This window comes from Phyllobacterium pellucidum, from assembly GCF_013327855.1.
Classification (GTDB): Bacteria; Pseudomonadota; Alphaproteobacteria; order Rhizobiales; family Rhizobiaceae; genus Phyllobacterium; species Phyllobacterium pellucidum.
This window is the reverse complement of the sequence record NZ_JABUMX010000001.1, coordinates 820,929-846,966: the sequence shown is the minus strand read 5'-3', so window position 1 is coordinate 846,966 and position 26,038 is coordinate 820,929. Positions and strand designations below refer to the sequence as shown.

The 26,038-nt window shown below is 60.4% G+C and carries 21 protein-coding genes; 13 read left to right on the top strand and 8 right to left on the bottom strand.

The window, feature by feature from the left end; all coding sequences use genetic code 11:
* The first annotated feature begins 11 nt into the window (after nucleotides 1–11).
* The 5 genes from HQ945_RS04120 to HQ945_RS04100 are packed head-to-tail and all read left to right on the top strand — an operon-like array spanning nucleotide 12 to nucleotide 6,112.
* A complete protein-coding gene (locus HQ945_RS04120) occupies nucleotides 12–485 on the top strand; it encodes a formate dehydrogenase subunit gamma (protein WP_174207677.1) in 474 nt (157 codons plus the stop codon).
* On the top strand, nucleotides 482–2,038 hold the full coding sequence (locus HQ945_RS04115; protein ID WP_113281831.1) for a formate dehydrogenase beta subunit: 1,557 nt from the start codon (nucleotides 482–484) through the stop codon (nucleotides 2,036–2,038). The genes HQ945_RS04120 and HQ945_RS04115 overlap by 4 nt, the downstream gene beginning before the upstream one ends.
* Before the next feature lie 9 nt (nucleotides 2,039–2,047).
* Nucleotides 2,048–4,927 carry a formate dehydrogenase subunit alpha gene (fdhF, locus tag HQ945_RS04110; protein WP_027230173.1) on the top strand — a complete coding sequence of 960 codons (2,880 nt, stop codon included), beginning with the start codon at nucleotides 2,048–2,050 and terminating at the stop codon, nucleotides 4,925–4,927.
* Nucleotides 4,928–4,929: 2 nt separating this feature from the next.
* Nucleotides 4,930–5,871 (top strand): formate dehydrogenase accessory sulfurtransferase FdhD, encoded by a 942-nt coding sequence (gene fdhD / locus HQ945_RS04105; RefSeq protein ID WP_113281830.1) that lies wholly within the window; start codon nucleotides 4,930–4,932, stop codon nucleotides 5,869–5,871.
* On the top strand, nucleotides 5,864–6,112 hold the full coding sequence (locus tag HQ945_RS04100) for a formate dehydrogenase subunit delta (RefSeq protein ID WP_113281829.1): 249 nt from the start codon (nucleotides 5,864–5,866) through the stop codon (nucleotides 6,110–6,112). Before fdhD ends, HQ945_RS04100 begins: the two co-directional genes overlap by 8 nt.
* A gap of 4 nt (nucleotides 6,113–6,116) precedes the next feature.
* On the opposite strand, the gene HQ945_RS04095 is transcribed toward HQ945_RS04100, so the two are convergent.
* Nucleotides 6,117–6,296 (bottom strand): hypothetical protein, encoded by a 180-nt coding sequence (locus HQ945_RS04095; protein ID WP_113281828.1) that lies wholly within the window; start codon nucleotides 6,294–6,296, stop codon nucleotides 6,117–6,119.
* Between the two features lie 93 nt (nucleotides 6,297–6,389).
* Here HQ945_RS04095 and HQ945_RS04090 point away from each other — a divergent pair, with 93 nt between their 5' ends.
* The 3 genes from HQ945_RS04090 to pbpC all read left to right on the top strand — a co-directional run bounded on the left by HQ945_RS04090 (nucleotide 6,390) and on the right by pbpC (nucleotide 14,914).
* Nucleotides 6,390–7,286, top strand: coding sequence for a LysR substrate-binding domain-containing protein (locus HQ945_RS04090; RefSeq protein WP_113281827.1), 897 nt, complete (start codon nucleotides 6,390–6,392; stop codon nucleotides 7,284–7,286).
* A gap of 96 nt (nucleotides 7,287–7,382) precedes the next feature.
* Nucleotides 7,383–12,830, top strand: coding sequence for an alpha-2-macroglobulin family protein (locus tag HQ945_RS04085; RefSeq protein WP_113281879.1), 5,448 nt, complete (start codon nucleotides 7,383–7,385; stop codon nucleotides 12,828–12,830).
* Entirely contained in the window at nucleotides 12,830–14,914 is a 2,085-nt protein-coding gene (gene pbpC, locus HQ945_RS04080; protein WP_113281826.1) for a penicillin-binding protein 1C, read from the top strand. Before HQ945_RS04085 ends, pbpC begins: the two co-directional genes overlap by 1 nt.
* A 48-nt stretch (nucleotides 14,915–14,962) precedes the next feature.
* On the opposite strand, the gene HQ945_RS04075 is transcribed toward pbpC, so the two are convergent.
* The 6 genes from HQ945_RS04075 to HQ945_RS04050 all read right to left on the bottom strand — a co-directional run bounded on the left by HQ945_RS04075 (nucleotide 14,963) and on the right by HQ945_RS04050 (nucleotide 18,336).
* The gene (locus HQ945_RS04075) at nucleotides 14,963–15,289 is read right to left on the bottom strand and encodes an RcnB family protein (protein ID WP_027230167.1); all 327 of its coding nucleotides are present in this window, start codon (nucleotides 15,287–15,289) and stop codon (nucleotides 14,963–14,965) included.
* Between the two features lie 129 nt (nucleotides 15,290–15,418).
* Nucleotides 15,419–16,672, bottom strand: a complete 1,254-nt coding sequence (locus tag HQ945_RS04070; protein ID WP_113281824.1) for a D-amino acid dehydrogenase — start codon at nucleotides 16,670–16,672, stop codon at nucleotides 15,419–15,421.
* A gap of 220 nt (nucleotides 16,673–16,892) precedes the next feature.
* Complete coding sequence (locus tag HQ945_RS04065; protein WP_027230165.1) at nucleotides 16,893–17,102, bottom strand: cold-shock protein; 210 nt, start codon at nucleotides 17,100–17,102, stop codon at nucleotides 16,893–16,895.
* 324 nt (nucleotides 17,103–17,426) lie between these two features.
* Nucleotides 17,427–17,681 carry a hypothetical protein gene (locus HQ945_RS04060; RefSeq protein WP_174207676.1) on the bottom strand — a complete coding sequence of 85 codons (255 nt, stop codon included), beginning with the start codon at nucleotides 17,679–17,681 and terminating at the stop codon, nucleotides 17,427–17,429.
* Between the two features lie 50 nt (nucleotides 17,682–17,731).
* Nucleotides 17,732–17,929, bottom strand: coding sequence for a hypothetical protein (locus HQ945_RS04055; protein WP_027230164.1), 198 nt, complete (start codon nucleotides 17,927–17,929; stop codon nucleotides 17,732–17,734).
* A gap of 230 nt (nucleotides 17,930–18,159) precedes the next feature.
* On the bottom strand, nucleotides 18,160–18,336 hold the full coding sequence (locus HQ945_RS04050; RefSeq protein ID WP_174207675.1) for a hypothetical protein: 177 nt from the start codon (nucleotides 18,334–18,336) through the stop codon (nucleotides 18,160–18,162).
* 385 nt (nucleotides 18,337–18,721) lie between these two features.
* Here HQ945_RS04050 and HQ945_RS04045 point away from each other — a divergent pair, with 385 nt between their 5' ends.
* Together HQ945_RS04045 and HQ945_RS04040 are read left to right on the top strand one after the other, a co-directional pair.
* Nucleotides 18,722–20,182, top strand: coding sequence for a Ppx/GppA phosphatase family protein (locus tag HQ945_RS04045; protein ID WP_113281823.1), 1,461 nt, complete (start codon nucleotides 18,722–18,724; stop codon nucleotides 20,180–20,182).
* A complete protein-coding gene (locus HQ945_RS04040) occupies nucleotides 20,175–20,876 on the top strand; it encodes an RlmE family RNA methyltransferase (protein ID WP_091919559.1) in 702 nt (233 codons plus the stop codon). Before HQ945_RS04045 ends, HQ945_RS04040 begins: the two co-directional genes overlap by 8 nt.
* A 187-nt stretch (nucleotides 20,877–21,063) precedes the next feature.
* Here HQ945_RS04040 and HQ945_RS04035 read toward each other — a convergent pair whose 3' ends face one another.
* Nucleotides 21,064–22,467, bottom strand: a complete 1,404-nt coding sequence (locus HQ945_RS04035; RefSeq protein WP_036813283.1) for an MFS transporter — start codon at nucleotides 22,465–22,467, stop codon at nucleotides 21,064–21,066.
* Nucleotides 22,468–22,698: 231 nt separating this feature from the next.
* On the opposite strand from HQ945_RS04035, the gene HQ945_RS04030 reads away from it, so the two are divergent.
* The 3 genes from HQ945_RS04030 to HQ945_RS04020 all read left to right on the top strand — a co-directional run bounded on the left by HQ945_RS04030 (nucleotide 22,699) and on the right by HQ945_RS04020 (nucleotide 26,004).
* On the top strand, nucleotides 22,699–23,685 hold the full coding sequence (locus tag HQ945_RS04030; protein WP_051614525.1) for an MBL fold metallo-hydrolase: 987 nt from the start codon (nucleotides 22,699–22,701) through the stop codon (nucleotides 23,683–23,685).
* 259 nt (nucleotides 23,686–23,944) lie between these two features.
* A complete protein-coding gene (guaB, locus tag HQ945_RS04025; protein WP_091919557.1) occupies nucleotides 23,945–25,447 on the top strand; it encodes an IMP dehydrogenase in 1,503 nt (500 codons plus the stop codon).
* Between the two features lie 17 nt (nucleotides 25,448–25,464).
* On the top strand, nucleotides 25,465–26,004 hold the full coding sequence (locus tag HQ945_RS04020) for a DinB family protein (RefSeq protein WP_174207674.1): 540 nt from the start codon (nucleotides 25,465–25,467) through the stop codon (nucleotides 26,002–26,004).
* Nucleotides 26,005–26,038: the final 34 nt, after the last annotated feature.

The window sequence follows — 26,038 nt, the reverse complement described above, 5'->3', positions numbered from 1 at the left end:
CGCTGCACAGTATGCAGAGTGCAAGTATCGATATCGCCGAAAGGGCGATAGGCATTATCGATCAATTGAAGGGCAAAGAAGGCCCTCTGCTTCCTATTTTGCACGAGTTGCAGGCTGAGTTCGGCTATGTTCCAAGGGAAACGCTGCCGATCATCGCCAGCGCTCTCAATATTTCGCGCGCCGAGGTCCACGGCGTTTTCACATTCTATCACGACTACCGCGATCATCCGGCCGGGCGGCACGTTTTGAAACTGTGCCGGGCTGAATCCTGCCAGTCGATGGGCGGCGATGCGCTGGCCGATCGCGCCCGCGAACTTCTCGGGATTGACTGGCATGGCACCACTCCTGATGGCGCCGTAACACTCGAACCGGTCTATTGCCTCGGTCTTTGCGCCTGCTCGCCTTCGGCGATGCTCGATGGTGAAGTGATTGGTCGACTTGACGCAGAAAGGCTTGAAGAGATCGCGACGGAGGTGCGGCTATGACCGTCACCTTCTACGTTCCGCGCGATTCAGGTGCGCTCGCGCTCGGCGCCGAGCGGGTTGCAAAGGTTCTTCAGTCCGAAATCGACAGCCGCGGTCTCGATGCCCGCATCGTGCGCAATGGTTCGCGCGGCATGTACTGGCTTGAACCTTTGGTCGAGGTCGAAACCCTATCTGGCCGCGTGGCCTATGGTCCGGTCAAGGCGTCGGAGGTACCGGCATTGCTGGACAACGGGATGGGCCAGGGCAGGGTGCATCCGCTCTGGCTCGGCCTTACGGATCAGCTGCCGTTCCTGGCGCGACAGACACGACTGACCTTCGCTCGTTGCGGCATCATCGATCCCGTGTCGCTTGAGGATTACCGTGCCCACGACGGCCTCAAGGGCCTGGAAAACGCGCTTACGCTGGCACCGGCCGAGATCGTCGCCCAGGTGACGGAATCCGGACTGCGCGGCCGTGGCGGCGCAGGTTTCCCGACCGGCATCAAGTGGAAGACCGTGCTCGACACCGCAGGCGCGCAAAAATACATCGTCTGCAACGCCGATGAAGGCGATAGTGGCACCTTTGCCGACCGCATGATCATGGAAGGCGATCCTTTTGTCCTTATCGAGGGCATGACGATCGCCGGCATCGCCACTGGTGCGACCAAGGGCTATGTCTATATCCGCTCCGAGTATCCGCATGCGGTCGCGGTGATGAACGAGGCGGTCGAGGTTGCGCGCCGGGCGGGCGTGCTTGGAAAATCGGTGCTCGGGTCGCCCTATGCCTTCGACATGGAGGTGCGCGTTGGCGCCGGCGCCTATGTCTGCGGTGAAGAGACCGCCTTGCTCGAAAGCCTTGAAGGTCGCCGCGGCATCGTTCGTGCCAAGCCGCCGCTTCCCGCCCACAAGGGCCTTTTCGGCCGTCCGACCGTCATCAACAATGTGATCTCGCTGGCCTCGGTCCCGGTCATTCTCGACAAGGGCGCCACCTTCTACAAGGATTTCGGTATGGGCCGGTCGCGCGGCACCATCCCGCTGCAGATCGCCGGCAACGTCAAGCATGGCGGCCTGTTCGAAACGGCATTCGGCCTGACGCTGGGTGACATCGTCGATGATATTGGCGGCGGCACGGCAAGCGGCCGCCCGGTAAAGGCGGTGCAGGTGGGCGGTCCGCTCGGTGCCTATTTCCCGCGCGAACTCTTCGATACGCCCTTCGACTACGAGGCGTTCGCGGCGAAGGACGGCCTTATCGGCCATGCCGGTCTCGTCGTTTTCGACGATACGGTCGACATGCTTAAGCAGGCGCGGTTCGCCATGGAATTCTGCGCGGTCGAATCCTGCGGCAAGTGTACGCCCTGCCGCATCGGTTCGACGCGCGGCGTCGAAGTGGTGGACCGCATCGCGGCCAATGTCGAACCCGAAAAACAGATCAAGGTTCTGACTGATTTATGTAATACAATGAAGTTCGGCTCGCTCTGTGCCCTTGGCGGTTTCACGCCCTATCCCGTCATGAGCGCGCTGACGCATTTTCCTGAAGATTTCCGGCCGGCGCCTGTCGCCCAGGCTGCGGAATAGGAGAAGACAATGTCCCTGATTCATGAAATCGATTACGGCACGCCCGCCTCGCGGTCCGAAAAGCTGGTCACTCTGACCATCGACGGAAACGAGGTGACTGTGCCGGAGGGCACGTCGATCATGCGCGCCGCCATGGAAGCCGGCATCGAGGTTCCAAAGCTCTGCGCCACGGATATGGTCGACGCTTTTGGTTCCTGCCGCCTGTGCCTCGTCGAGATCGAAGGTCGCGGCGGCACGCCCGCTTCCTGCACAACGCCCGCGATGCCAGGTCTGGTCGTCCATACGCAGACGTCGCGCCTGAAGGATATCCGCAAGGGCGTGATGGAGCTTTACATCTCCGATCACCCGCTCGACTGCCTCACCTGCGCCGCCAATGGCGATTGCCAGTTGCAGGACATGGCCGGCGCCGTCGGGCTCCGGGATGTTCGCTATGGCTATGAGGGCGAAAACCACGTTTTTGCCAGGGCGGGGACTGTCGCCAATGACCAGTGGCTGCCCAAGGACGAGTCCAACCCCTATTTCACCTATGACCCGTCGAAATGCATTGTCTGCTCGCTCTGCGTGCGCGCCTGCGAGGAAGTGCAGGGCACCTTTGCGCTGACGATCCAGGGCCGCGGCTTCGACAGCCGCGTGGCCGCTGGCCCGCATGACAGTTTCGTCGAAAGCGAATGCGTATCCTGCGGCGCCTGCGTGCAGGCCTGCCCTACGGCGACGCTGACGGAAAAGTCGGTCATCGAGATCGGCCAGCCCGAGCATTCGATGGTGACGACCTGTGCCTATTGCGGTGTCGGCTGCTCGTTCAAGGCCGAGATGCGCGGCGAAGAACTGGTGCGCATGGTGCCGTGGAAGGACGGCAAGGCCAATCGCGGTCACTCCTGCGTCAAGGGCCGTTTCGCTTACGGCTATGCGACACACAAGGACCGTATCCTCAACCCCATGATCCGCGAGAAAATCAGCGATCCGTGGCGCGAAGTTAGCTGGGACGAGGCCTACAAGCACGTCGCCAGCGAGTTTCGCCGTATCCAGTACCAGTATGGCCGTAACTCCGTCGGCGGCATCACCTCGTCGCGCTGCACCAATGAGGAAACCTACCTCGTGCAGAAGCTGGTGCGCGCCGGTTTGGGCAATAACAATGTCGATACCTGCGCTCGCGTCTGTCACTCGCCGACCGGCTATGGCCTGAAGCAGACGTTCGGCACTTCGGCCGGCACACAGGATTTCGACAGCGTCGAGCATACCGATGTCGTCATGATCATCGGCGCCAACCCGACCGATGGACATCCCGTCTTCGCCTCGCGTTTGAAAAAGCGTTTGCGCAAGGGCGCCAAGCTGATCATCGTTGACCCGCGCCGCATCGATCTTGTCCGCAGCCCGCACATCGAGGCCGCCTATCATCTGCCGCTGCGCCCCGGCACCAACGTGGCGGTCGTCACGTCGCTCGCGCATGTCATCATCACTGAAGGGCTTTTTGACGAGAGGTTCATCCGCGAGCGCTGCGACTGGGACGAATTCCAGGATTGGGCAGCTTTTGTCTCGTCTCCGGAACACAGCCCCGAAGCCACCCAGCAGATTTCGGGCGTCGATCCGCAAATGCTGCGCCAGGCTGCGCGCCTTTTCGCGACCGGCGGCAACGGCTCCATTTATTACGGTCTCGGCGTTACCGAGCACAGCCAAGGTTCAACGACGGTTATGGCCATCGCCAATCTTGCCATGGCGACCGGCAATATCGGACGCCAGGGCGTTGGCGTTAATCCCCTGCGCGGCCAGAACAACGTTCAGGGTTCCTGCGACATGGGCTCGTTCCCTCACGAGTTGCCGGGTTACCGCCACATCTCGGACGAATCGACCCGCGATATATTCGACAAGCTCTGGGGCGTGAAGCTCCAGGACGAGCCCGGCCTGCGTATTCCGAACATGCTCGATGCCGCTGTCGATGGCAGTTTCAAGGGGCTCTATGTGCAGGGCGAGGATATCCTCCAGTCTGATCCCGACACCAAGCATGTTGCGGCGGGTCTCGCCGCAATGGAGTGCGTCGTCGTCCACGATCTCTTCCTCAACGAGACGGCCAACTACGCCCACGTCTTCCTGCCGGGTTCGACCTTCCTCGAAAAGGATGGGACGTTCACCAATGCCGAGCGTCGCATCAACCGCGTGCGCAAGGTGATGAGCCCGCTCAACGGCTATGCTGACTGGGAGGTTACGCAAAACCTTGCTAAGGCGATGGGGCTCGACTGGAACTATACGCATCCGTCGCAGATCATGGACGAAGTTGCGCTGACGACGCCAAGCTTTGCCGGCGTATCCTACGAACTCCTCGAAAGAGAGGGATCTGTGCAGTGGCCGTGCAACGAAAAGGCGCCGCTCGGCACGCCCATCATGCATATTGACGGCTTCGCGCGCGGCAAGGGCAAATTTATCCGCACAGAATATGTCGCGACCGACGAGCGTACCGGGCCTCGCTTCCCGTTGCTTTTGACGACTGGGCGTATCCTGTCGCAGTACAATGTCGGTGCGCAGACGCGCCGGACCGACAATGTCGTCTGGCATGAAGAGGACCGCCTCGAGATCCATCCGCACGACGCCGAGCAGCGCGGCCTGCGCGATGGCGATTGGGTGAAGGTCGCAAGCCGTTCCGGCGAGACAACACTGCGCGCCCTGATCACCGATCGTGTGTCGCCCGGCGTCGTCTATACGACCTTCCATCACCCTTCGACGCAGGCCAACGTCATCACCACGGACTTTTCGGACTGGGCAACCAATTGTCCGGAATACAAGGTCACGGCGGTGCAGGTGGCTGTATCGAACGGGCCCAGCGACTGGCAGGTCAAATATGACGAGCAGGCGCGCCAAAGCCGCCGGATTGCGGCGACGCTCGACGCGGCAGAATAGCAATGAGCGAGCGGCCGACCCGGCTTTCCGTCCCGCGCATCATCCGTCGCCGTAAAGGCGCGGATGACAGCTATGCGGTGGAAGGCCGGGTTGTGCCCGAGGAAACGCCGATTGCCTTCAGCTATAACGGCACCACCCACGCAGTCATGATGGCGACACCCGCCGACATGGAGGATTTCGCCGTTGGGTTCAGCCTTTCCGAAGGGATCGTCTCGCAGCTTGGCGAGATCAGTGAGATCGCGGTTGAGGAACATAATGAGGGTATTGATGTCCAGCTGCGTCTTGCGACCGAAGCCGGGCAGGAATTGACGGACCGTCGTCGCCGCATGGCGGGTCCGGTCGGCTGCGGGCTGTGCGGCATTGAATCGATCGAGCAGGCGTTGAAGCCGGTCGCTTCGGTGGACAAGGTGCGGCTGACGCTGACGCCGCAGGAGATCGCCGATGCCATGACCTCCTTGTCGCGGCGCCAACCGCTTCACGGCGAAACAGGTGCGGTGCACGCGGCAGGCTTCTATGTGCCGGGGCAGGGCATCGTCGCGGTGCGTGAGGATGTTGGCCGGCATAATGCGCTCGACAAGCTCGCTGGCGCGCTCTGCAGGGCCGGTGTTGACGGCGAGAGCGGCGCGGTTGTCATCACCAGCCGGGTTTCGATCGAAATGGTCCAGAAGACCGCGATCATCGGCGCTTCGATGCTCATTGCCGTCTCTGCCCCGACTGCGCTGGCGGTTCGTACGGCTGAAGCCGCCGGCATGACGCTCGTTGCGCTGGTGCGCGGCGAAGAGTTCGATGTCTTCACCCGGCCGGAACGCATCCCGCATGTGCTGACGCAGGTGAAGACCAAGGCCGATGAGGCGGCAGCCACTGCCCCGGCAAAGGCCAATCCCGATTCCGCCGCATCCACCCTTATTCAAAGTCCGACAGTTCAATTGGTGCAATATGGATAGTGAAAGCCACAAGTCGACGGAACAGAAACTGGTCTACATGGCCAATCAGATCGCGGGCTTCTTCCACACGCAGCCGAAGGACGAGGCGATTGTCGGGGTCGCCGAGCATATCAACCATTTCTGGGAGCCGCGCATGCGCAGCCAGCTCTTCGCCATCCTCGACAAGGACGGCAACGGCCTGGATGATCTCGTCATCGCCGCCGCCAAGCATATCCGCAAGCCTGGATCGGTTCCCGCCTGAATTGTTATTGGCGACACACCGAGCGGGCATCGAAAGGCAAATCAGCCAACTCGTCGAGGCCCATCGCGTCGAGAACGGGATGCGATAACGGATCCCGTTGCCAGTCGAGGATTTCGCTGTCGCCGTGCTCCCATTTTGCGATCGCGGACCGCCAGAAAATGCGCATCAAAAAGAAAATCTTCATAGTCGATCCTTAAGCTCGAGATTTGCGCTATTATTGGCCGAGCAATCAGCACCTGCAATCAAGATTGCCGATATTGGCGTGAAGAAAATCTAAATGAAGAATCTCAACCGGTTTCATTTGAATGGACTGAAAGCCGTGGAAGCGATCGGACGACTTGGCTCATTGCCCAGAGCGGCCGACGAACTCGGCGTCTCGATTAGTGCTGTCAGCCAGCAATTGATCCGCACGGAGGAACAGATCGGCCAGGCGATCTTCGAGCGTACGCGGGCCGGTCTGGTGCCGACGGGCTTCGGCCGCAGCCTGCTGCCACGCCTTGCCGATGGTTTTCAGCAAATTTCGCAGGCGGTCGCGCTTGCCGAGAGTACCGAACAGGTGCTGCTCCTGTCCGTCGCGCCCACTTTCGCCTCGAAATGGCTGGTGCCACGGCTCGGGCGGTTGCGCGCTGCTTACCCCGATCTTAAAATCCGCATCGATCCGTCTCCGGGGCTGCTCGATCTCAACCGATCCGATATTGATCTTGCCATCAGGCTCGGCAGCGGTGACTGGCGCGACGGCGCGCCGGAACGCCTGCTGCCGCAATCCATGTTCCCCGTGTGCACTCCGGCCTTTGCCGCACGCCTGTCTTCGCCAGCCGACATCTTTCGCCAGCCCATCATCTGTTACGAAAATCCGATGTTCAGTTGGGATGAATGGCAGGTCGCGACGGGCCTTCAAGGGCCGCTGCCGTTTGACGGGCCGACCTTCTCCGATCCATGGCTCGCGCTGGAGGCGACGATCAGTGGGCAGGGCATCATGCTCGCCTGGGACCTGTTCGTTGAGGACAGCCTTGGCGACGGGAGGCTCGTCGCGCCGTTTCCGGCCCGGGTGCCGTCGCCTATCGCCTACTGGCTGGTTTCCCCGAAAAACCGCAAGCCGACGCCGCAGATGCTCCAGTTCCAGCGCTGGATCCGCACTGAAATTCAACAGGAGGGCGCTGCAGCTTCCGTATGATCTGTTGACAAGTTACGGCGAAGTTTGAACAGTGCCCAGCGTCGACATTGAGGGCCGGAATCTGCCGGTCCTGAGCGTTGGGAGGCCCTGATGTCCATGCGTGCTGTTTTCGGCTTTTCTCTCTTGGTTTTCAGTATGTTCGCAGCTTACGCGCCAGCCGGGGCAGCAGAGACGAACCGTGATGTGGTCGTAACCAAGGACGGAGATTATTTCGGTTTCGATCTTCGAACGGAACAGGATGTTACCCAAGACCAATGTGAGGTTGTTTGCCTCGCTGATCGCACTTGCAAGGCTTTCACCTATAACCCCAAGGCCAGGTGGTGCTTTCTCAAGTCGGATTTCAAAGAGCTGAAGCCGGCGCCGGGATCGATTGCCGGCAAGGTCGTCGAAACGGCGGCAGAACCTGATATCGGAGCGCCGCCGAAGCTGCAATTCCTGTCGGATCAGCTCGTTCAGGAGGCGCGGCAGGTCAAGGGAGGCCTGACGGCGACGGACGCTCAGAAGGCGCAAGGCGTCGATGGCTTTCTGGCCGCCGCGCGGGGCGAGCTCGCTGCGGGCAATCTGGAAAATGCGCTGAACAACTTCAAGACGGCTCTCGCGTTGACCCCCGATGACAGCGCGCTCTGGATCGAGACGGCTCGCGCTGCCAATCGCGCCGAAAAGAACACCTATATTGCCGGCCAGGCCACGCTGGCGGCGCTGAACGGCTACCAGCTGACGCGCACGGCTTCGAGCCGTGCCGATGCGCTCGCCGCCCTCGCCGCAGCACTGCAGAACGCCGAGAATTATCGCGCTGCCCTCAGCGCCTACAAGGCCAGCCTCGAGCTTGTCTACGACAAGACGGTGGCGGCTGCTTATGCAGACTTGAAGGCCCGGCAAGGCTTCCGCGTTGTCAACCATACCATTGACGCGGACAGCGCGACGCCGCGCGCCTGCGTGCAGTTCTCCGAGCCTCTGGTGAAGATGGGCACGGACTACGCGCCGTTCGTCACGCTCAACGGGGCACCGCCAAAAGCCATGGAGGCGAGCGGCAGCGAGATTTGCGTGGAAGGTCTGGAACACGGCCAGCGCTACAAGCTCGCCCTGCGGCCCGGTCTGCCGTCCTCCGTTGGCGAGGCGCTGGAAGCACCTGTCGATCTTGACCTCTACATCCAGGATCGCTCCGCCATGGTGCGATTCACCGGTGACAATTTCGTGCTGCCGAGCACCGTCCGTCGTGGAATTCCCATCGTTTCGGTCAACACGGCGAGCGCCAATCTGAAGCTTTACCGTATCGGCGACCGTGGTCTTGCGCCGCTGATGACAAGCTCGCAATTCCTGACCCAGCTCGACGGCTACAACGCGCAGCGCCTGCAGGACGAATCGGGTGAACTCGTATGGCAGGGCGCGATCGACATTCAGTCTGAACTCAACAAGGACGTGGTTACGAGTTTCCCGGTTGATGAAGCGCTGCCCCAGCGCAAGCCGGGCGTCTATGTGCTGACCGCCGTTTCGCCGGATTCGAAAGCCGAGGAGTGGGATGCACAGGCAACGCAGTGGTTCGTCGTCTCTGACATCGGTCTGACGACCTATGCCGGTACGGACGGGCTCAACGTTTTCGCCCGTTCGCTGGCGACAGCACAGCCGCTTATCGGTGTCGAATTGCAGCTTCTCGCCAAGAATAACGAGATCCTCGGCACGGCCACCACCGACACGGAGGGAAGGGCGACCTTCACCGCTGGGCTAATGCGCGGCACCTCAGCCACCGCACCCGCCGTAATCACCGCCAAGAACGGCGATGCTGACTACGTGTTCCTCGACATGACGCGCGCCGGCTTCGACCTCTCCGACCGCGGCGTGACAGGCCGCGCGGCCCCCGGCGCAATCGACATATTGGCCTGGACGGAACGCGGCATCTATCGCGCCGGCGAGACGGTGCATGCCTCGGCATTGGCGCGTGACAACGCCGCCAACGCCATCGAGAAACTGCCGCTTACCTTTATCTTCAAGCGCCCCGACGGGGTCGAGGACCGCCGCATGGTCAGTGACGGGGCGAATCTCGGCGGCCATACGCTCGATCTCGCGCTCCAGCCCAATTCCATGCGTGGCACCTGGACCATGCAGATCTTTACCGATCCAAAGGCATCGCCCCTCGCGGAAAAGCAGTTTTTGGTGGAGGACTTCGTGCCGGACCGGGTCGAATTCGACCTGACCAGCGACGCAAAATCGATCGAGATCGGTCAGCCGACGCCGGTCAAGGTCGATGGGCGCTATCTCTACGGCGCTCCGGCCGCAGGGCTCAATCTCGAAGGCGAGATCGCCCTGAAGCCGACGCATGAAAGCGCTGATTTCAAGGGATATTCCTTCGGTCTTGCCGATGAAGAGGTCAGTGAGGATTCGCGTATTCCGCTGGAGGATCTGCAGCCGCTGGACGATGCCGGCAAGGGCACCTTCGATGTCCTGATCAGCGACGTACCTTCGACAACGCAGCTTCTCAATGCCGACATAGTCGTGCGTATGCAGGAGGCGGGCGGCCGCGCCGTCGAGCGGACGCTGACGCTTCCCGTCAAGCCGTCAGGACCGATGATCGGGATCAAGCCGGAATTTGCCGGCGACCTGCCGGAAAACTCGGTTGCGAAATTCCATGTGATCGGCATCGACCAGAACAACCAGAAGGAGGCGATGCAGGGTCTCGAATGGAAACTGGTCAGCGTCGAGCGCAACTATCAATGGTATCGCGACGGCAATTCATGGAAATACGAGCCGATTCTTTCGACGAAGCAAGTCGCGAGCGGACAAGTGAACACGACAATCGACGGCGCGGAGATTTCGGTGCCCGTCACCTGGGGCCGTTTCCGGCTCGAGGTTGAAACCACCGCTGCGGACGGCCCTACATCGAGCGTCGAATTCGACGCGGGTTACTATGTCGCCGCAACATCGACGGAAACGCCGGACGGCCTCGAAATCGCTCTCGACAAGTCGAATTATGCGCCCGGGGAAACGGCGAAACTCAAGGTGTCGCCGCGCTTTGCCGGTGAACTTCTCATCGCCGTTGGCGCAGACAATCTCCGCCTCACCAAGCGCGCCAACATACCTGCCGAAGGCGGCGAAGTCGAAATTCCGGTCACTGCCGATTGGGGCGCTGGCGCCTATGTCACGGCAACTCTGTTCCGCCCGGGCAACGACCAGGAAAGCCACATGCCGATGCGCGCCATCGGTGTCAAATGGCTGGGGGTCAATCCGGGCGATCGCAACCTTGCCGTCAAGCTCGACGTCGTACCAAAGACGGAGCCCCGCAAACCGCTCAACATCGCGCTGCAGGTCACCGGTGCGGGGGCAAATGAAAATGCATTTGTCACCGTCGCTGCCGTTGACGTTGGCATTCTCAATCTCACGCGCTACGAAGCCCCCAACCCCGATGCATGGTATTTCGGACAGCGCGAACTCGGCATCGAAATTCGCGATCTCTACGGGCGCCTCATCGATGGTTCGCAGGGCGTGACTGGCAAGCTGCGCACTGGCGGCGACGGTGCGCAGATGCCGATGCAGGGGAGCCCTCCGACCGAAAAGCTCGTCGCCTTCTTCTCGGGTCCGGTCAAACTCGACCCGCAAGGCAAGGCCAATGTCAGCTTCGACATACCGCAGTTCAATGGCACGGCACGTATCATGGCAGTCGCCTGGTCGAAGGCCGGGGTAGGCCATGCCACGTCTGACGTAATCATCCGCGATCCGGTCGTCGTGACAGCGAGCATGCCGAAGTTCCTCGCGCCGGGCGACAGGTCGTCGCTTCGGCTCGACATCGCCAACACCGACGCACCGGCCGGCGATTATCAGCTGCAGGTAACGACCAATCCGGTCGTTAGTGTCGAAGCGGCGAACGCCTCGCAGACCATCAACCTGCCCGCCGGTGGCAAATTCGACATTACCCTGCCGCTAAAGGGAGAACACCCTGGCGACGGCGTCGTTTCGGTGAAGCTTTCGAACGCGGCCGGCCTGTCGCTCGAACAATCCTTGGATGTTCCGGTACGTGCGGCAACGCTGCCGCTTACGGTACGCAAGCCAATCAAGATCGCACCGAACAGCATGCTGAAGGTGGATGGCGAATTGCTGGCGGGCAGCATCCTGCAAGGAGCTTCGGTGAGCCTTAACGTGACGCGTTCGGCTGCCTTCGACATTCCGGCGCTGTTGATGACGCTCGATCGCTACCCCTATGGCTGCGCCGAGCAGACGACGAGCCGGGCATTGCCGCTGCTTTACATGAGCGAACTCGCCAAGCAGTCGGGAATTGCGGAGGATACGGACGTGCAAAAGCGCGTCCAGGACGCGATCTACCGCGTGCTGTCCTACCAGTCTTCTTCAGGCAGCTTCGGCCTCTGGAGCCCCGGCTCGGGCGATTTGTGGCTCGATGCCTACGTGACCGACTTCCTCACCCGCGCCCGCGAACAGAAATACGAGGTGCCGGAACAGGCACTGGTGCAGGCGCTGGAAAACCTGCAGAATTCGCTGAGCTATGACGTCAGCGTCAAGGACAAGGGCAATGAGATTGCCTATGCGCTCTACGTGCTTGCGCGCAACCGCAAGGCGGCCATCAGCGACCTGCGCTATTATGCCGACACGAAACTTGCCGAGTTCCCAACGCCGTTGGCGCGGGCGCATCTCGCCGCCGCCCTCTCGCTCTATGGCGATGCGCAGCGTTCACAAAGCATCTTCACCGATGCACTGCAGCAGTCCACACTCGTTACCAATGTCAGCCTCGCGCGCTCCGACTATGGTTCATCGCTTCGCGACGATGCTGCCGTCCTTGCCCTTGCCGCAGAAAGCCGCCCGGTCCCGCCGATCATTCCGCAATTGTCGAAGATCGTCGCCAGCGAGTGGGAGCGCAAGACCTATACGAGCACGCAGGAACAGACGTGGATGCTGCTGGCGGCGCGTGCCATCCAGGGCGGCGATCAGGATTTGAAGCTTGATGTGAACGGCACGGCGCGGACCGGCGGCTATGTCGCGCGCCTGAGCGGTGACGAGCTCCTCGCCCAGCCCGTCTCGATCACCAACACATCGGCGGAACCGGTCTCCGCAGTCCTGACGACCCTCGCGTCGCCGGCGCAGCCATTGCCGGCGGGCGGCAATGGCTTTGGCATCGAGCGCACCTACTACACGCTGGACGGCCAGGAGGCCAATGCCAGCGAGGCCAAGCAGAACGAGCGCTATGTCGTGGTGCTGAAGGTGACCCAGAACAATAGCTGGCCGTCACGCGTCCTCATCACCGACCTTCTGCCGGCTGGCTTCGAGATCGACAATCCCGGCCTCGTCAACAGCGCCAGCCTGTCGAATTTCGACTGGATCGGCGAAGTCGAAGCTGCCCATACGGAATTTCGCAGTGATCGCTTCGTTGCGGCCTTCGACCGCGCCAACGGCGACAATGGCGAGATAACGCTTGCCTATGTGGTGCGCGCCGTAACCCCCGGCACCTATGATCATCCGGCAGCGAGCGTAGAGGACATGTATCGTCCGCAGTTCTCGGCGCGCACTGCCACGGGCCGCATGGAGGTCGTCGCAGGACAATAATGTCGATCTGGCGCAAACTGTCCATCGGCATGGCGGCCAATCTGGCTTTGGCTGCTACGTTGGCGTTTAGCCTTGACGCAGCCGATCGTGCCTATCCGCCGCCCTTGCAGAAAGCCCGCGACATCTCCCCGGAGGTCCTCGACGCCGACGGGCAGTTGCTTCGTGCCTTTGCAACATCTGGTGGGCACTGGCGGCTGGGCACAACAGCCGCGGATGTCGATCCGCAATTCGTGCGTATGCTCATCGCCTATGAGGACCAGCGCTTCTGGCAGCACCGCGGTATAGATCCGATCGCGCTCGCACGTGCTGCCGTGCAACTTGTTGCCAACGGCCGCATTGTATCGGGCGCTTCGACACTCTCCATGCAGGTGGCAAGGCTGATCGAGCCAAGAGAAGGTCGCTCGCTGACCGTCAAGGTGCAGCAACTCGTTCGTGCGCTGCAGATCGAGCGACGCCTCAGCAAGGCCGAGATACTCGATCTTTACCTGACGCTCGCGCCCTATGGCGGCAATCTGGAAGGCGTGCGCGCGGCAAGCCTTGCATATTTCGGCAAGGAACCGCGGCGCCTGACAGTGGCGCAAGCGGCGCTTCTCGTCGCCCTGCCGCAATTGCCCGAACGGCGCCGGCCGGACCGCAACCTTGCGCTGGCCGAGGCGGCACGTTCGCGCGTCCTGCACCGGATGGCGGTTGAAAAGGTCGTCGGCGATGGAGAGGCGGAGCGCGCCGAACTCGCATCGATCCCGGCGCAAAGATTGCAGCTGCCGGCCTATGCTGCCCATCTCGCCGAAGCCGCAAGGCGCAAGGAGCCGGACACGCTCCGGCACATGACCACGCTGCGGCGGCCGGTCCAGCAGGGGCTCGAAGGCGTGGCGAAGGACTTTGCTGCACGGCTCGGGGCGAAAGTATCCGTTGCCATGGTAATGGCGGATGTGCGCACCGGCGAGATTGTCGGCGAGGTCGGATCCGCCAGTTACTTCGATGCCAGCCGTTCCGGCTGGATCGACATGACGCGCATCAACCGTTCGCCCGGATCGACGCTAAAGCCGTTTATTTACGGGCTCGCCTTTGAGGACGGCCTCGTCAGCCAGGAGACGATCATCGAAGACCGGCCGGCCGATTTCTTCGGCTACCGACCGCGCAATTTCGATATGAGCTATCAGGGCGATGTCAGCATCAGGCAGGCGTTGCAGCTCTCGCTCAACGTTCCAGCAGTGCGCCTTCTCGATGCGGTTGGCCCGGCGCGGCTGATGATGCGCTTTCGCCGCTCCGAAATCAGGCCGGTCCTGCCGCCGAATGAAGCGCCCGGGCTTGCCATCGGTCTCGGCGGCGTCGGCATAACGCTGAAGGATCTTGTCCAGCTCTATGCAGGGCTTGCCAACCGGGGCAGGCCCGTCCGTCTTGGCGACGGCATTCAGGACAAGCCTGGGCAAATCATGGCCGAACCGCTGCTCGAGCCGGTGGCGGCATGGAACGTCGCGGACGTCCTCTCGGGCGTCATGCCTCCACTCGGCGCCGGCCAGCGTGGCATCGCCTACAAGACCGGTACCAGCTACGGATACCGTGATGCCTGGTCGGTGGGTTTCGATGGCAATTATGTGCTCGGTGTCTGGGTGGGCAGGCCCGACAATGGCGCGGTTCCGGGACTCACCGGTTTCGGGTCGGCAGCACCGATCCTTTTTGAGGGCTTCGCCAAATCCGGCGTCGCCATTACACCGCTGCCTCCAGCACCTGCCGGTGCAGCACGCATCGCACAGGCGCAACTGCCGATCAGCCAGCGACGATTCTCGGTAACGTCGAGCGGCCTCGTCACAGCATCGACGCGGGAGCCGGCGCCGCAAATCGTCTATCCGCCCGAAGGAGCAAGGGTTGATCTCGGTGCAAAGGCGGACGGCGAAATCATGCCGTTGGCATTGAAGCTGCAAGGCGGTCGCGCCCCGTTCCGCTGGCTTGCGAATGGCAAGCCGTTGCCGGAAACATCGCGCCGCCGCGTCAATCAATGGCTGCCGGATGGCGGGGGTTTTTCGACGCTCACCGTCATCGATGCAGCCGGACGGGCAGCGAGCGTTCGCGTCTTTGTTGATTGAATCGAAAAGGGCGGCGTCTGAACGCCGCCCTTCGAATATTTTCTACGCTCAGCGAGCCTGGACAAGCGCGGAAATGATACCCGTCGCGATGCTGACCATGACGTAGTCATTATCGGCCTTCACCCACTGATAACCGCGCGGTGGGGTGCGCAGGTGATAACGATGGTAATCACGCACCACGTGGCGGCGGTAGCTCGGCGGAAGCTGCTTGCCCCGCGACCAGTGATTTCTTTTCACGGTCACCGTTTTCTTGACGACAACTTCGTTTTGCGGATGGCCGTATCGGTAACCCTGGTGCGAGTGTTGCTGCTGGGCGAAAGCCGCTGGGGATGCCAGCAACGATAGGGCAAGTGTTGCCAGAGCGATCTTTTTCATTGTGTTACCTCGTCTGTTGCGTGGCTGAACTAAGCCACAGGTTGTCTTGGGAGACACCCCTGGTTTAGTCCTGACGAGATGAATGAAATCTGAACGCCAATCTAAACAATTTGTAATGTTTAAAATGGGTTAGCCGTACCGCGTGATTTCAAGCGGAGATGCGTCGACATCCGGCGATTTGCCAGAGACGATATCGGCAAGGACGCGCCCGGAACCGCAGGCCATGGTCCAGCCAAGCGTGCCGTGTCCAGTATTGAGGTAAAGATTCGAATATTTGCTGGCCCCGATAATCGGCGGACCATCCGGTGTCATCGGCCGCAGACCGGTCCAGAATGTCGCCTTGGAAAGATCGCCGCCACCCGGGAAGAGATCGCCGACCGAATGATGCAGCGTTGCCCGCCGCGCGTCGCGGAGGCTCAGGTCGTACCCTGAAATCTCAGCCGTTCCGCCAGCGCGGATACGATCACCGAGGCGCGTGATCGCGACCTTGTAGGTTTCGTCCATAACCGTCGAAACCGGTGCCGAATCGGGATCGGCAATTGGCGCCGTGATGGAGTACCCCTTGATCGGGTAAACCGGGATGTGAACGCCTATGCGCCGCAAGAGGAAAGGCGAGTAACTGCCGAATGCCACCACATAGGCGTCGGCAGTGAACTCCTCGGTTTCCGTCGAGACGCTGGCGATGCGATTTCCGGATGTGTTTATCGACGTGATGGTGGTGTTGAAACGAAAGGCGACGCCTTTTTCGGCGCATAGCTTTGCCAGCTTGTCGGTGAACATCTGGCAATCGCCGGTTTCATCGCCGGGAAGTCGCAGGCCGCCGACGAACTTGCCTTTGACATTGGCAAGTGCAGGTTCCGCACCGATGCAGCCCGCGGGATCAAGAAGTTCATAGGGAACGCCGAACTGCTTGAGCACCTCGATGTCGCCGGCCGTTCCTTCATATTGTTTCTGGGTGCGGAAAAGCTGCAACGTGCCTTGCATGCGCTCGTCATAGGCGATGCCGATTTCAGAGCGCAGCTCCTTCAGGCAGTCGCGGCTATATTCGGCAATGGGCACCATGCGCGCCTTGTTGCGGGCATAGCGGGCCGAAGTGCAGTTACGAAGCATGCGGATGAGCCAAAGCGCCATATAGGGATCGAACTTTGGCCGCACGACCAGGGGCCCGAAATGCATCAGCATCCACTTGATCGCCTTTACCGGAATGCCGGGACCTGCCCATGGCGAAGAGTAGCCGGGTGAAATCTCCCCTGCATTGGCAAAGCTTGTTTCGAGCGCCGGCCCAGGCTGGCGATCGACGACGACAACGTCATGTCCCGCCTGCGCCAGATACCACGCCGATGTGACACCGACGACGCCACTGCCCAGAACAAGAACTTTCATCGCCGCAATACTCCTTCAATGCGGATTCGTTACCGCCGCACTGTCATATGGCGTGATGCTTCTTTCCAGACATTTCTTTGCAATGCGATGAAATGTCTTGGTTTTCCCGAATATCAAAATCCGGGCAAAATAAAAGGCCGGGAAAACCCGACCTTCTCAAATTCATCTCGCAACCAGTGCCAGTACATCCGTGGTCAAAGACCGCAGAGACGAATTATTTTTAGGCAGCCTGCAGCTGATCAGCTGTCATCTTGCCGGACTTGTTGTCACGGACCAGCTGGAAGCTGATCTTCTGACCGTCGTTGAGGCTGCGCATACCTGCGCGCTCAACTGCGGAGATGTGAACGAACACGTCTGCCGAACCATCATCCGGCTGAATGAAGCCGAAGCCCTTTGTGGAATTGAACCACTTTACTGTTCCAGTGCTCATGATGAACCCTTTCAATGGAAATATTTCTACCCTCGGCACGACGCGCCAAGCAGTTTTTTAGCTCGATTTTTGAAGAAGGATTTTTTCAGAGCGCCTAGTGGCGCAATAAAAGGACTGACAAACTACCAAATACCGATGGGACTTATATAAACACCAGGCTTTATTTCGTCAATGCCACAACCCAATAAAATATTTGCGTGTAATATAACGAATTGCCTCGGTCCTTCAGGTACCCATTTCTATTTGAAAATATTTATCGGCGCCTTCAATGGACGGAGAACGGCCGTCCGTCCGTGCGAACCCGGATTGAGCTCAAGAATGGGGTCATCTCGCCTTTGCCTTGCGCACAGTCTTCGATTTCGTCGCGGGAGCGCGCGTGGAAACTTCCGTCTGTTCCGCAGCTTCCTTCGCAAGGCGCAATGCCTTGAGACGCGCGGTCTTGTTTTCCCATTTTGCGGTTTCATCGTTGATGATGGCGGTCGCGGCAAGCGTTGTCGCCAGATTCTTCTGCTCGGAAGGACTTAGAACGGGTTTTGGTTTTACGCCCACCGCGGGTATTTGTTTAGGACTATGTTTCATCGTGCCTCGCTTTACTCTGCTACAAGCTTCGCACGTGACGCCGCTGAAGTCTATCGCGCTGGGGTCTGGCGTCCCGGCTTCCAGCCACGCGCAAAGCCATAAGACAGGGCGAGCGAGGCATACTCGATCTCGCGCAGAAGGAACTCGCGTTCGGAAAGCAGCGCGGCAATCGTCGCCCGAGCATCGCCCTGATGGTAGGCCAACGCCTCATCGATTTCATCCTCCGGTTGCCGGGATATCGCGTTCATCAGAATCTCCTTTTCCAAGAGATTGCCACAACCAGACCTATATGAAAAGGAATTTGTTCCTGTTTTGTTCGCGCGCGGAGCCTTGGTGGTGGATTGGTTTGGCGGGCCGATCGGTTGCGCTGCGGCTACTCCAGATACGTAACAAAATGCCCTTGCGCGGTTGCGGTTGGTTCGCGACCGCGCACGTTTAGCGTTCTGTTGATCAGTTTAGGAAGTGGTATGTCGGCTGGTCAACGCAACGACGCAATTACCACGCCGCCGCCAGCTGCTTCACTCTGGGTGAAATGCGGTTCGGACCGCGCAAAGGCGCTGCCAACCAGCCAAATGACCACGAGGAAGATCAGGGTAGCTGCACACAAAAGTATAAGGCCGACAACGGAAACCGGCCTGTGCTCATGCTCTGGCATAAAGGATCCATCGACTACGGTTGTACAATGATGAGATACAACCAGAAATTGCAAATAAAACGTGTTCAGCAGTTCGTTGAGGGTGTCGGCGTGGGATTCTGGCGGAAGGATCGACGGAACGCTACTAACATATGATCGCTGCTGCACATATTGGCCGCCTCTAATCCCTTTGGATTAACGTGGCGGAACATTCATGGAACAACAGGTTGCCAGATTTTACGGCGGGCTGGATAAAGGTTCGTGATCCTTGATGGACCGCGCTTCGCGCTAATTCACCTCGTGCACTTTAATATTTGTCAAAGCGTGTTACATTATGTTCAACGTTAATTGAAAAAGCGTCCTGCTGCGTCCTTCAGGGTTCGCGCGGCGCTCAAAGGAAAATATCTTGAAAGACCCCGAAACGGGCGCGGGCAACGCGCCGCACGGAGGGGCGTCTGGCGGTCGCACGGTGCTGAATGGCAGCACAGGTCACCCCAAGAATGGGCCCGGGCCTCACGGGGATTCTGCGCTCGATGCGCGGAACGACCAGCCTGATTCCCAGGAAGGACGCTTCGACAAGAACCCCAGGAAACGAGCACGCCGTCGCAGGCGCGGCAAGTCGAAACAGGCGGCTGTTTCGAGTGCACCTTCGCTTGCGCCAACGCCTGTTTCAGTTTCCACCGGCGAAACGCCTCCCGCTGCCACCAAGCATGGAAAGAATCGCCGGCCCAATCGTTTTCGCAGGCGTGGCCGGGCCAGTGTAAAGCCGCCAGCGTATGCAACGCCGGCGCCCGCGACCGTTTCTGCAAACGCATCGGCAACACCGCAACAGCAGTCGTCCCGGCAAGACTTCCGCTTTTCTGGGCCCCTTTACGCCGCGCTCGATCTCGGCACGAACAATTGCCGCCTTCTCGTTGCCTCGCCAACGCGTCCCGGGCAATTCCGTGTCGTTGATGCATTCTCCCGCATCGTGCGGCTCGGCGAGGGACTTGGCGCCAGTGGACGGCTCGGCGACAGCGCCATGAACCGCGCCATCGAGGCATTGAAGATTTGCCGCGACAAGCTCGAGAATCACGATGTTCGCAAGGCGCGGCTTATCGCGACCGAGGCATGCCGTCAGGCAGAAAACGGTCCGGAATTTCTGGGGCGGGTCAAGGATGAGACTGGCCTCGAACTCGAGATCATCAACCGGCAGACTGAAGCACGCCTTGCCGTGTCCGGGTGCGGCACCCTGGTCGAGCGCGAGACCGATGCTGTCGTCCTCTTCGATATTGGCGGTGGTTCATCCGAAATCGCGCTGATCGACCTCACCGAGCGCCGGTCGCCGCGTCTTGCCGAGCACATCATCGCCTGGACGTCGCTTCCGGTCGGGGTAGTAACACTTGCCGAACGCTTCGGCGGGCGCGACGTGACGACGGACAATTTCGCCGTCATGGTCAACCACGTTGCCGAGCTGCTCAATGATTTCTCCGAGCGGCACAAGCTCGGGGACCTCGTCAAGAGCCAGAATTTTCATCTTCTCGGCACGTCCGGTACCGTCACGACGCTGGCCGGCATCCATCTCGGTCTTGAACGCTACGACCGGCGGCGCATCGACGGCATCTGGATGGAGAATAACGACGTAACCGAAATGACGAGCAAGCTCCTCTCCTGGAGCTTTGACCAGCGCGTCGCCAATCCCTGCATCGGGGCTGACCGCGCCGACCTCGTTCTGGCCGGCTGCGCCATTCTCGACGCCATTCGCAATGTCTGGCCGAGCCAGAAGCTGCGTGTGGCCGACCGGGGTTTGCGCGAAGGTATCCTGACTGAACTCATGTCGCGCGATGGTGCGTGGCGTAATCGCTGGCACCGGAGTGCACATGGCTAAGACAACAACGGGCGGGCGCGGCGGCACGGGAACGCGCGGCCTTCATACCAAGATCAAGAAGAAGGCGGGGACGATCAAGGAATCGTCGCGCCGCTGGCTGGAACGGCACATCAACGATCCTTACGTGCAACGATCGAAGCAGGACGGCTATCGCTCGCGCGCGGCCTACAAGCTCATCGAGATCAACGACCGCTACAAGATCCTGAAGAAGGGCCAGCGTATCATCGATCTTGGCGCCGCCCCGGGCGGCTGGAGCCAGATCGCCGCGTCGATTGTCGGGTCGCCAGACGAGCAACCGACCGTCGTCGGCATCGACTATCTGCACGTCGATCCCCTGCCGGGCGTCACGCTTCTCGAAATGGACTTCCTGGACGATGCCGCGCCGGACAAACTGATGGAAGCGCTCGGCGGCCAGCCGGATATCGTGCTCTCCGATATGGCGGCACCGACCACAGGTCACCGCCGCACCGACCATATCCGCACCACGCACCTTTGCGAGGTCGCGGCGGATTTTGCCGTTGCGGTGCTGCGGCCCGGCGGGCATTTCCTGACGAAGACGTTCCAGGGCGGGACGGAAAACGAATTGCTGGCTTTGCTGAAGAAAAACTTCAAATCTGTTCATCATGTGAAGCCGCCGGCGTCGCGCGCCGAGTCTGTCGAGCTCTATCTGCTGGCACGCGATTTCAAGGGATGATGCCAGTATCCTGACGTGGAAATAACGAGGAAACTGCTAAATTCTGTCTTGGAGTGAGGGACGAGCGTTCGCCCGCCACCCGTTTCCTTATCGAATGAATTGAACCTGGATGCAGACTTGCCAGCCGATCCGGGTTCTTTTCATTGTAAGGGGGAAATACTCCCAAAAGCACCTCTTTAGCGTTCGCCTACTCCGCCGCGGCCGGCACTTTCACCAATGGCCGGTGGCCGGAAACTTCTGCGCCTGCATCGGCTCGCAATCCCCGGAACGACAGGCACGCGAAGCTCGATACTGCCGCGACGATAAAGAACGCGATGTGAAAATCGGAGAGTTGCAGCGGGCCGCCATGCATCTTGGTCGACACCTCGAGGATGCCGCCCGCAACTGCAACGCCGAGCGCAATGGAGATCTGCTGGGCGACGGAACTGATCGGTGTTGCAAGGCTCGTCTGTTCGTTCGGGATGTCCGCATAGGCGAGTGCGTTCGTTCCGGTGAAGAACAGCGAGCGGAAGAAGCCGCCGGCTAGCAAGACGAGGATCATCAGCACATAGGGCGTTTCCGGGGTGAAGAAGCCATTGACGGCGATGAACGCTGCGGCGACCACCGATCCGTACATCAATGAGTTGCGGAAGCCGGTCTTCCTGTAAAACCATTTTGTTACCAGCTTCATGCTCATTGCTCCTGCGGCAGAGACGAAGGTAATGAGACCGGATTGAAACGGTGTCATGCCGAAGCCTATCTGGAACATCAGGGGCAGCAGGAACGGCACCGCGCCCACGCCTATGCGGAATAGACTTCCGCCGACGATCGATGCCCGGAACACCTGATTCTTGAAGAGATCGAGCGAGAGAAGTGGCTCCGGCGTCTTTCGCGCGTGAAGCAGGTAAAGGACCGCGGAGACAATCCCGAGCGCCAGCGTCGAAAAACCGACCCACGAGGGGAGGGCAGGCAGGCTCACGACGGAAAGACCGAAGACAATGCCGGAGGCGGCGATGCCACTCAGAAAAAATCCGGGAACATCGAGCGGCCGCTGGATCAGCGTTTCGATGGCCGGAAGATAGCGCGTGGCGAACCAGATGCCGATAATTCCGATCGGAACGTTGATCAGGAAGATCCAGTGCCAACTGAAATAGGTGGTCAGAAACCCTCCGACCGGTGGACCGAGCAAGGGCCCTATGAGCGCGGGCATGGTGAGCCAGGCCATCGCACCGACAAGTTCGCTGCGCGGCGTCGAGCGGACGAGAACGAGGCGGCCGACCGGCGTCATCATTGCGCCGCCGACACCCTGAAAAAATCGCGACACAACGAAGGCAAACAGTGATCCCGATGCGGCACATGCAATGGAGCCGAGGACAAAGACGACGATCGCGGCGCGAAACACGTTCTTTGCTCCGAAGCGATCGGCCATCCAGCCGCTGACGGGGATGAACACGGCCAGTGAAACGAGATAAGCGGTCAGGGCGAGTTTCAGCGCAATAGGGCTCGTACCGATATCCGCAGCAATTGCCGGAAGCGATGTCGAGATAACGGTGGAATCCATTTGCTCCATGAACAGAGCGACGGCAAGGACGAGGGGAACTATGCGGTTCACGATGTTTCCAGTTCTCACAACCGAGAAAACAGGAGGCAGGGCCCGATACGCAGGACTCAGTTGCTCTTGATGAAAGCTCCGATAGCACCCGCTGTTCCAGCGCTCAAGCCGCGATCAAAGAGATGTGATCCGGCAACGCCGTCTTGTGATCGATTTGCCATGGCCGCAAGGACGACGGCTTCGCATGCCGGTGTAAGCTTGGCTGTTGAACGAATACACAGGAGAGGCGTCATGCAAAGTTTCGAGATTTCCCGCCGCGACTTGCTCGTGGCCTCCACAGCAGCCATCGGAGGTTTGACGATGCCGCAATTGATTGCCGATTCCGCCATGGCCGCCGCCGTGCCCCAGTCGGACACGCCGCCGCCAGGCTTCAAGCGGTTCAAGCTTGGCGAGTACGAAATCACCACCGTCCTCGACGGACTGCGCCCCGGTGACGGACCCTATCCGACCTTCGGCGCCAACCAGACGCAGGAAGCCGTCTCGCAATTGATGCGGGCGAACTTCCTGCCTGAGACGAAATTCGTCAACGGCTTTTCCCCGGTGCTGATCAATACCGGATCGGACCTTATCCTGTTCGATACGGGCTTCGGGGCGGCCGGACGGGAGAATGGCCTCGGCAGGCTCGAGGCCAACATGAAGGCCGCCGGCTATACGCCCGACCAGGTTAGCATCGTTGTTCTCACGCATATGCATGGCGACCACATCAACGGTCTCATCAACGGCGACACGCCGGCATTCCCCAATGCCAGCATCGTTGCCGGCGAGCTCGAATATTCGTTCTGGACCGACCCGGCCCGCATGGGAACGCCGGCAGAAAACGGTGCGAAGGCCGTGGCCGCCAAGGTCAAGCCGCTTGCCGAAAAGATCAAGTTCATCAAGGCCGGCGATCCTGTCGCGTCGGGCATCACCAGCGAAGCCGCTTATGGACACACGCCGGGTCATATGATCTTCCACATTGAATCTGGCGGAAAACACCTCGTCATTACCGGTGACACGGCCAATCACTACGTCGCCTCGTTGCAGCGGCCGGATTGGGAGGTCGCCTTCGATACGGACAAGGCCATGGGGGCCGCAACCCGCAAGAAGGTCTTCGATATGATCGCGACCGACCGATTGCCTTTCATCGGCTACCACATGCCGTTTCCCTCGGTCGGCTTCGCCGAAAAACAGGAAGGCGGCTATCGCTTCGTTCCCGTCACCTATCAATTCGACGTCTGATCGTTGGCAGCCCTGTGGACCGCCGGCCGGGCATCGCGCCCGGCGGCGTGGATTTGCCTCAATATCGTGCGCCCGCAGCGCCGCGATAGACCACCTGTAGATCCGATGGCGATAAGTTGATCGTATTGGAATTGCGTTTGAGCCTTTTCAAACGGACATATCCGTGTTACCAGCCCGTGCCAATTCATCTGAACTGAACGTGATCGGCGCTCCACCCGTGTGGTGCGCCCTTTAGTCTTTTACCGCAAGGAATTGGTCCATGGCAAAAATCGTTGAATCCGCAACAGGCGCATTGGCACTGACATTTGACGATGTCCTGCTGCAACCCGGTCATTCCGAAGTTATGCCCGGTCAGACCGACATTCGCACCCGCATCGCTCCGGATATCGAACTCAATCTCCCGCTGCTTTCCGCCGCCATGGACACGGTTACCGAGTCGCGGCTCGCCATCGCCATGGCTCAGGCCGGCGGCATGGGCGTCATCCACCGCAACCTCTCCCCGGAACGACAGGCGGAGGAAGTTCGCCAGGTCAAGAAGTTCGAATCGGGCATGGTGGTCAATCCTGTGACGATCGGCCCTGATGCTACGCTCGCAGATGCGCAGGCGCTGATGCGGTCGCACGGCATTTCCGGCATTCCCGTCGTCGAGAATGCAGGCGAAGGCAGTCGCAGGCCGGGCCGGCTCGTCGGCATTCTCACCAATCGCGACGTACGCTTTGCATCAAACCCTGCGCAAAAAATCCACGAACTGATGACGCGCGACAACCTCATCACCGTGCGCGAGAACGTGCAGCAGGACGAGGCGAAGCGTCTGCTGCATCAGCACCGCATTGAAAAGCTGCTGGTCGTCGACGATCGCGGCCACTGCGTCGGACTGGTTACGGTCAAGGACATCGAGAAGTCGCAGCTCAACCCGAACGCCGCGAAGGACGCCCAGGGACGCCTGCGTGTGGCGGCGGCGTCGAGCGTCGGCGAAGACGGCTTTGAACGGGCTGAACGACTGATCGCCGCCGGTGTCGATGTTCTCGTCATCGATACCGCGCATGGCCATTCGCAGCGCGTTCTCGACGCGGTGACCCGCGCAAAGAAAATGTCGAATGCCGTGCGCATCATCGCCGGTAACGTGGCGACTGCCGCTGGAACGCAAGCCCTCATCGACGCCGGCGCCGACGCCGTCAAGGTCGGCATCGGCCCTGGTTCGATCTGCACCACGCGCATCGTCGCCGGGGTGGGCGTGCCACAGCTTTCGGCCATCATGTCGGCCGTTGAGGCAGCGCAGAAGGCAGATGTTCCGGTCATCGCCGATGGCGGCATCAAATATTCTGGCGATTTCGCCAAGGCTTTGGCGGCAGGCGCCTCGGCCGCCATGGCCGGTTCGGCTTTGGCGGGTACTGAAGAAAGCCCGGGCGAGGTCTATCTCTATCAGGGGCGGTCGTTCAAAGCCTATCGCGGCATGGGCTCCGTAGGTGCAATGGCCCGCGGTTCGGCCGATCGCTATTTCCAGGCTGAAGTGCGCGATGAATTGAAGCTGGTGCCGGAAGGCATCGAGGGACAGGTCGCCTACAAGGGCCCGGTCGCGGGTGTCCTGCACCAGTTGGCAGGAGGCTTGCGTGCATCCATGGGTTATGTGGGTGCCAGGAACTTGGAAGAATTCCGCGAAAAGGCTACATTCGTGCGCATCACCAATGCCGGTCTGCGCGAGAGCCATACCCATGATGTCACGATCACACGCGAAAGCCCGAACTATCCGGGCGGCAACTGACAAAAGGGCGGAAGGCGATGTCTGACAGCGCCCTCCGCGACCACTTTTCAGCCATGGCGCGCAACAGCGCCTGGTCCAACCATCGCCTGCTGACCGCCTGCGAGCAATTGACCGACGAGGAGTTCGCACAGAAGCGCACCAGCTTTTTCCCGTCGATCCAGCTTACGCTCAATCATAATCTGATCGTCGACCATATCTATATGGCCGACATGATCGGCAAGGGCCGGCAGAATGTGGGGATCGAAGGCGACGTGCCGTTTCCGAAGGCGAGCGATCTGAAGCGCGCCCAAGAAGAGTTCGACATTAGCCTGATCGAATTTTGCGATGGCTTGAGCCCAGAAGATCTGGACCGCGTCATTTCGATCACTTGGCGCACCGGCGACACCTCGCAGGAGCCGATCCGCCTCGTGCTGTCGCACCTTTTCGTCCATCAGATCCATCATCGCGGTCAGGCCCACGCAATGCTTGCGGGGACGCAGGTGCCGCCGCCGCAACTCGACGAATTCTTCCTCAACTACGACAGCCCGCGCCGTCAGGGCGAACTATTCACGCAGTGAGTCTGACTTGTATTACTGTTGATCGGGATCTTCT